Annotated in this window: 4 protein-coding genes; all 4 read right to left on the bottom strand. The window is 49.7% G+C overall.

The features are described from left to right. Positions 1-96 precede the first annotated feature (96 nt). A complete protein-coding gene (locus QUA00_RS25685; protein WP_333411624.1) occupies positions 97-3,033 on the bottom strand; it encodes a two-partner secretion domain-containing protein in 2,937 nt (978 codons plus the stop codon). Positions 3,034-3,139: 106 nt separating this feature from the next. Further along, a complete protein-coding gene (locus QUA00_RS25680) occupies positions 3,140-3,757 on the bottom strand; it encodes a Uma2 family endonuclease (RefSeq protein ID WP_333140095.1) in 618 nt (205 codons plus the stop codon). 27 nt (positions 3,758-3,784) lie between these two features. After that, positions 3,785-3,979, bottom strand: a complete 195-nt coding sequence (locus QUA00_RS25675) for a hypothetical protein (RefSeq protein WP_333140097.1) — start codon at positions 3,977-3,979, stop codon at positions 3,785-3,787. Between the two features lie 170 nt (positions 3,980-4,149). Continuing rightward, positions 4,150-6,333 carry a ShlB/FhaC/HecB family hemolysin secretion/activation protein gene (locus QUA00_RS25670; RefSeq protein ID WP_333411623.1) on the bottom strand — a complete coding sequence of 728 codons (2,184 nt, stop codon included), beginning with the start codon at positions 6,331-6,333 and terminating at the stop codon, positions 4,150-4,152. Between the last annotated feature and the right edge of the window lie 511 nt (positions 6,334-6,844).

The following is a 6,844-nucleotide window of genomic DNA, read 5'->3' as shown; positions in this document are numbered from 1 at the left end:
GGTTTATAGAACCTATTTGCAAGCTTTAAGGCTGTTGGCGAACCCGCCCCTACGGCTAATTGAGAATGGTGCAAGATGTGAGTTGTAATCAATGGGTCATCGGGGCGGACAAACCGATACAGAATGCCTCGTGCGATCGTCCAATTGACCCGCAACTTGATTCGCCACAAGCATAACTTCTCCTTGAGCATTCATCACCCAACCGCGAGCCGGAACAACTTCCCCATCCTGGATTGGGCCCAATTCCGTCTTCGCTCGATCGGTTACATCCCGTACATTGCCCGTTGTCGAACTTCCTGCCTCTTCCACCCACGGAAGCGGCGATGGAGCGCTGCTGAGGGCATCATTAGGACTCGGTGGCACTCCTCCTTTCCCAGTGACAGTAAATGCGCTCTCGACCCCTTGCGTGCAGGGATTTGCCGCAATTAAAGCAGTCGGATCGACAACATTTTGCGGCAGTTCCACTAAACCTTGAGCGGGATTGACGCCAGAAGCACTAAATGTAACAGTACCTTGCAAAGCCGGGCCGCTACTTTGGGAAATGGCGGCGATGTCGCTGGTGGAAAGCTCAGATGTAGGAGTTACTTGCAAAGCTGCAAATTGAGCGTCGCTCAGCCCCAACCGGTCTCTCACCTGTTCGCGGCCCGCTGCTGCAAAGCCCAAGATATTCGGGACATTGACATTAACGCGGCCGCCTGCAGCGCTCTTGGCGTTGGCGGTGATGTCGCTATTGTTTTGCCCCACTAGGATATCGCTGTTGAGGGTGATGTTGCCGCCGTCTGCAGCACCCGCATCAGTGGTAATTCGGCTGTTGCGGCGCAATTGGATGTCTCGCGATCGCAAGTTAATATTAGCCCCGATACCCGATACAGTCGTGCCGTCAATACTGCCTTTGTTGTTGAGGGCGATCGAATCTGTGACAACATTGATGCTGCCAGCCGACCCCGTTCCATAACTCTGGACGCTAGCTGTAGCCCCGTCTCGGACACTCAACCTGCCCGTCGCAATGCTCAAGCTTCCCGCCGCACCGGATGGAGGTTGCAGCCCCAACAAAGTCTGGTACAGCAAATCTCCCGAAGCTGTGCCGATGGTGCTGGGAAAGATTCCGTCTCTTGTAGTTCCGGCTATTTCCATCGATTCCGAAGCAGTGACAGTCACATTTCCCCCTTGTCCCGTACCCAGAGTTGAGGCTCCGATGGCTGCTCCGTCTCGGACAATCAAGCGTCTGGCGTTCACCGTCACATCACCCCCTTTGCCACTCCCAGCCGTTCCTGCAGCGATTAGACTTCGGGAAGGGCGAGCGCCCGGTGCGGTGCCGATCACTTCCACCGAGTCTGAGGCGTTGATGGTGATGTTTCCGCCAGGCCCGCCCACAGGAATCAACCTTTCTCCTGTGCTCAGCCCGCTCGCAGAAGAGATGCTAGCCCCTGCTTCTACGCGCAGGGAGCGGCTGTTAATTTCAATATTTCCTGCCCTTCCCGTGCCGCCAATACTGTTAGCGACTAGAGCCGTACTCAAAGGGCTATCCGATCGCTCTCTCGCTACTATTACCGAGTCAGAAGCTCTCACGCTCAGATTTCCGCTGTTCCCGGCACCAAAAGTCGAGGGCGAGACGACGGCTCCGTCGGTGACACTCAGTTGACCGGTTTCAATGGCGATACTGCCTGCATTTCCGCTGTTAAAAGTTGTGGTGAACAGCCCGGAGGCATTTATTTCTACCGATTCAGAGGCTCTAATTGTCACACCAGAGCCGTCTCCCGTACCGAGTGTAGGGTTGAGTATTACCGATCCGTCTCGGAGAGTTAATCGTTTGGTGTCGAGCGCGATCTCCCCGGATCTGCCGGCACCGAGAGTTCCGGTAATGATGCTGCTTTCGCGCTCGGTGATATCTCCCGGCTCTTGTGCTGCAGCACGATCGAGAAGCCGTCGCCGAAAGTTCTCAAATCCTATTCCCTTGAGTTCTATATTCTCGGCGGTTCGGACATTGATCGGGCCTCCGGCTCCGCTTCCGGTAGTGGTGGAGCCGACAAAGGCTCGATCGAAAAGGCTAAATCGTGCTGCTTCGATATTGATGCCGCGGCCGTCAATGCTTCCCAAGGTATCGGATACTAGGCTCGATCGATCGCGCAAAATCACATTTCCTCCCCGGAGTGCGATCGCGCCCCCACCGGGCCCGCTCGCTGTCACCGCCGATAAACCTGATAATTCAATGTTGCCAAAATTGGCAACATTTGTATAATCTAAACCTAATCCTATGGGCGTGATGTTGAAGCTTACCAAACCCGGACTTGCCACACTTCCTAATTGAATATTGCCACTAAAAGCGCTGGCAAAACCATTGTTAAAGATTAAATCTCCTCCTACCAGTGCTAAGGTTTGACCGGGAGGAACTGCCAAACCGACTGGAATTGTTGTGTCTTGAATAACTTGGGTGACACTGGAAGTGTTGACAATTGCGCCGGGATTCTCTCGAAATCTCAAACCCACCGGAATATTAACCGTCAATAGCGGCGCTGCTTGGGGATTGGCGCTGCTAAATTCAAAGCCGTTATTAAATACAATGCTGTCGGCAGTTCCAGCCAGAAAAGATCCGCGCACATCTAACCGAGCGTTCGGCCCGAATACAATTCCTTTCGGATTAATTAAGAATAAATTGCCGTTTCCCAAAACTCCCAGAGTCCCTAAAATATTTGAGGAGTTGGGGCCCGTAACGCGGGTAAAAATATTAGAAATTCCGCTGGGATTTTCAAAATAAGCTCCCCGCCCTTCACCAATGTTGAATTCCCGCAAGCTGTGAAATAAATTAACGCCGCGTGTTGCTCCGCCAGTGATTCTATCTGAGGGTATGTTATTGATAGTATCGGGAACTGTGCGGGAACTTTCCGGGCCCAGGGTATTATCGGGAATGATTTGGGCGATCGCGGAAGTGGGAAATAGCAACAGGAAGGCAAACAGTAGGGAGTAACTTACGGCCCGGCTAGATGCCCAACCCCTACTCCCCATAATAAAATCTACTCTTTGTGGAACAGGCATCTTGCCTGTTCTTGAGAATGGTGCAAATAGTAACGAGTAATGCAAGGGAGACATAAAAACACTCTTTCCAGGATAAAGTTTATCGGTGTAATCTCATCTCGTTGCTCTAAATCTTTTGAATTTGGCTGCTGAGTACAAGTTGCTCAACCGTGATTTCTAGTTCGGGAAAATTTTTAGAGATAATGCGCTCATTACCTCTAAAACTTTGAACTAAATAACTGCCATTTTCCAAAGAGTAAACGAAAACGGTGGGAATTTTGGGATTGCCTAGATAAGCCCTAGAAGCAATGGCTAAATAGTCCACTATCCAATACTCACAAATGCCGAGCCTTTGATACTCATCTAGCTTATCTACATAGTCGTCTTCCCAGTTAGTAGAGGCAACTTCTACTGCTAATTCGATAGGTTCGGTAAGGGCTCCGTAGCCACGTACATTACTGTTCCATACTGATGCCTTAACCACGCCGACATCAGGATTTCTGCCTTGTTCTTGTCCTGAAGCTGTTACAGTTCTGAAAACTATATCTTTGTCAACGATATAGTCAAGTCCCAAACGCCTGATTTCATCGTTAAAGCCAAATACTAGAAATCGTGCCACATTTTTATGAGCCCTGGTTGCTTCCACTTTGACAATCTCCCCATTTACAAGTTCGTAGATACCAGATCCGTCTGGGTACTTTTCGAGAAACTCTGCAAATGTTATTTTAGTTTTTGTCTGAACCATAAAACCAGCCCTCTTGTGTTAACTAAGTTATACAATTGAGACTTGAGATTTGAGATTTGAGAGTTGAGATTTTATATCATTTCCGGTAACACCGGAATGATGTTGAGTGTTGACGGTTGACTGTTGACTGTTGACGCCGTGAACAGTGAACTGGAATTTACTATTCCGATGAAGTGCGGATTTGATATTATATCTAATCCGCACTTTATCGGAATTATTCATCTCTCTTCCCTTCCTCTGCGTTCTCTGCGTTCTCTGCGGTTAAATCATTCCAAGCTAACCGGAATTAATATTAGATTGAAGTAGAGCATGGAATTAGCTGAACTATATTTAATCGTTCTAGCGGTGGAATTCCGCTAGGATACAGGGGTTTCAACCCCAGCCACAACTAGCTAGAAACCAAAGTAATTAATCCGAAAGTAGATGCCTTTTTCCTGCAAAGTTCGATCGCCCGATCGAGCATTTATCAAAGGAATACCATAGTCGAGACGCACATTCAACCGATCGCCCATCTGCCAAATAAGCCCCAAACCTGCACCCAGCAGTTTATCCGAGTCAGGATTCGGCTTTTCTCCTGAATGGTTCCATCCTAACCCAAAATCGATAAACGGAGCCACTTGCAACAATCCTTCGACTTCCGGGACACGCCAAACCGGAATTCGCACTTCAGCAGAGGCGATCGCACCGCTATCAGTTAACAGCAAATCTTGGCGGTATCCGCGCACGCTTTGAACGCCACCGATCCCAATTTGTTCGAGAGAAAGCAGGGGGCGATCGGCTAATTGAATGTCAGAACGCACAATCAGCAAGGTTTCTGGCGCTAGCAGCCGCACGTACTGGGCTTGGCCGCGCCACGCCAGAAAACTGCTGTCGGGCCCGCTATCGTTCGCAGTAGCGCCGAACAGATTAGTGCCGAGGGAGAATTGCGATCGCGCCGCGAACACTTGGTTGGAACTCCGCTGCACGTATTCTTGAAAAAAGCGCACAGCCGAAACCCGCGTTTCGCCGCGATCGTTTGCGCCCGCCGACAGCGCAAATCGTTCCCCTGACAGGAATGTATCGCTTTCTTGCCGCGAAAAACTCAGTCCCAAAGCCAAAGTGCGATCGGGCTTTTCGACAATCGGCTGGCGGTAAGTTAACTCGTAAGTCCGCGATTTCCCCTCAATTTGTGCAGCATCAAAGGGTTCCTCGATGATATTGGTGCTAGCAGCACTCGCAGCGAACCCAATCGTGCCGTTGCGCGCGTTGACGGGGACTGTGTAGCTGCCGTTGAATTCGTTGCTGCCGTCGGTGTTAGCATAAGATACCTCTAATCCGTCGCCCAAACCGAGCAAATTTGCTTGATTGATGCGAACACCGCGCCGAAAACTGCCGACGCTGGGCGATCGATTGTTGTCTACGAACACTTCAGCGCTAAAGCTGTCTGCTTCTTTTACCCGCACTTCTAAGCGGCTGTTTTCCGGGCGGCTTCCGGCTTGGAGTTCGGCGGAAATATTGCCAATTAAGGGGTCGAGTTGCAGCATTTGCAAGGCTTCCAGCAAGCGAGATCGATTGAGGGGCCGTCTGGTAGCGCGTTCAAGGCGCGATCGCACGTAATTTGAATTTAAGCGCCTGTTTCCAGTAATCACAATTTCATCTAATCCGCCTTCTACAATCCGCATTTTCACCACACCTCCTTCTCTCGGAAAGGTTTGGTTGGCGATGATTACAGCGCCGGAATTGATGTATCCGGCGGCTACATATTTTTGAGTGACGGCTGCTTCGGCTGCGATCAGTTCGGCAAAGGTGATTTCGCGGCCGGCAAACTGTTGCGTAACTTCTGCGAGTTCGCGATCGCTAAAGGCTGTGTTGCCCTCAAATTCAAAGCGATCGACCCTAATTGTACCTATAATCCCCGGTCTATCATCGCCGGGAACAGGTGTTAGCGGGGCTGGTGGGAGGGGAGACGGCGCAGGGGGTTGCGGCGGCTCAGGAGCTGGTAATTCTGGTTCTCGCGGCAGAATTGGGTTGGGCAGTTGGCTGAGTTGCGAGGCTCGATCGATACCCCAATCAATTTTTTTTCTGTCAATACTTTCTTCTAGTTTTTGATCTGAGTTAAAAAGCTCGGTTTCTTGAGTTTTTGTGCTAAATGTGCGATCCTCTCCGAGGGCTTCGCTAACGGTCTGAGATGTTGCACCCTTGTCAATAAGCCTGTTACCGGCGGGCTCTATGCCCACCCCACAATCAAACTCACTCGTTGTGGAACAGGCATCTTGCCTGTTCTTGAGAATGGTGTAAGATGTCACATCGACTGAATTTGCCGAGGAAGGCGGTAAGTCGGGAGTTTCCGCCGCCACCGGGTGTTCTGATTCAGCGGGTAACTGCGTTTCCTCGTCTTTTACGGGCAATTCTTGGCGTTTGTCAAGATTAGTATCGGGAAGGAAAGCTCGATCGCCTCTGCTGCTAACTGCGGCCAAATCCTCAACATTTGAGGTCAAAATTTCAACTGTGCTAGCGGATGTTTTCGCTGGTTTTGCCAACACAACTAACCCCAAAATACCAGCGAATAAAAATAGTTTTTGCGAGCGACAAGCCATAGAATCTAATTATCTCGAATAATTGGGTGAAAATATTTTCCGCAATAGAGCACCCTCAAGTAAAAATCAATCTTAACAGCAAAAAAAAGAAACAGCCGTCGCAGCCAACAGTTTCGGCGACGGCTACAAACCAAAAGGTCGATCGACGGCTGTTCATTTCCCAACACTTACGCATCAACCAGGTTCTTATCCGAAAAAATATCGTGTAAGTCGATCGTAAACCGTAAAAAAAACCAAAATTTTTTAGTTGCAAAACCTACGCTTTCATGCTAAAGCAGCGACCAGAACAGTCCTGGACACCAGGGTAAACCAGAAACGCGCTACAACTGAGATATTGCACCATTCTCAATAATCTTTTTATGAACAGGCTTTTCGGCCTGTTCCACAAGAAGAAAATTCATCTCTTGTGGAACGGGCATCTTGCCCGTTCTTGAGTGCAATGAGATCGGGCATTATTCTCAATAATCTTTTTATGAACAGGCTTTTCGGCCTGTTCCACAAGAAGAAAATT

The organism is Microcoleus sp. T2B6 (assembly GCF_036700475.1).
In the GTDB taxonomy this organism is placed as follows: Bacteria; Cyanobacteriota; Cyanobacteriia; order Cyanobacteriales; family Microcoleaceae; genus Microcoleus.
Note: the sequence above shows the minus strand (reverse complement) of the source record. Positions and strands in the feature narration are given on the sequence as shown.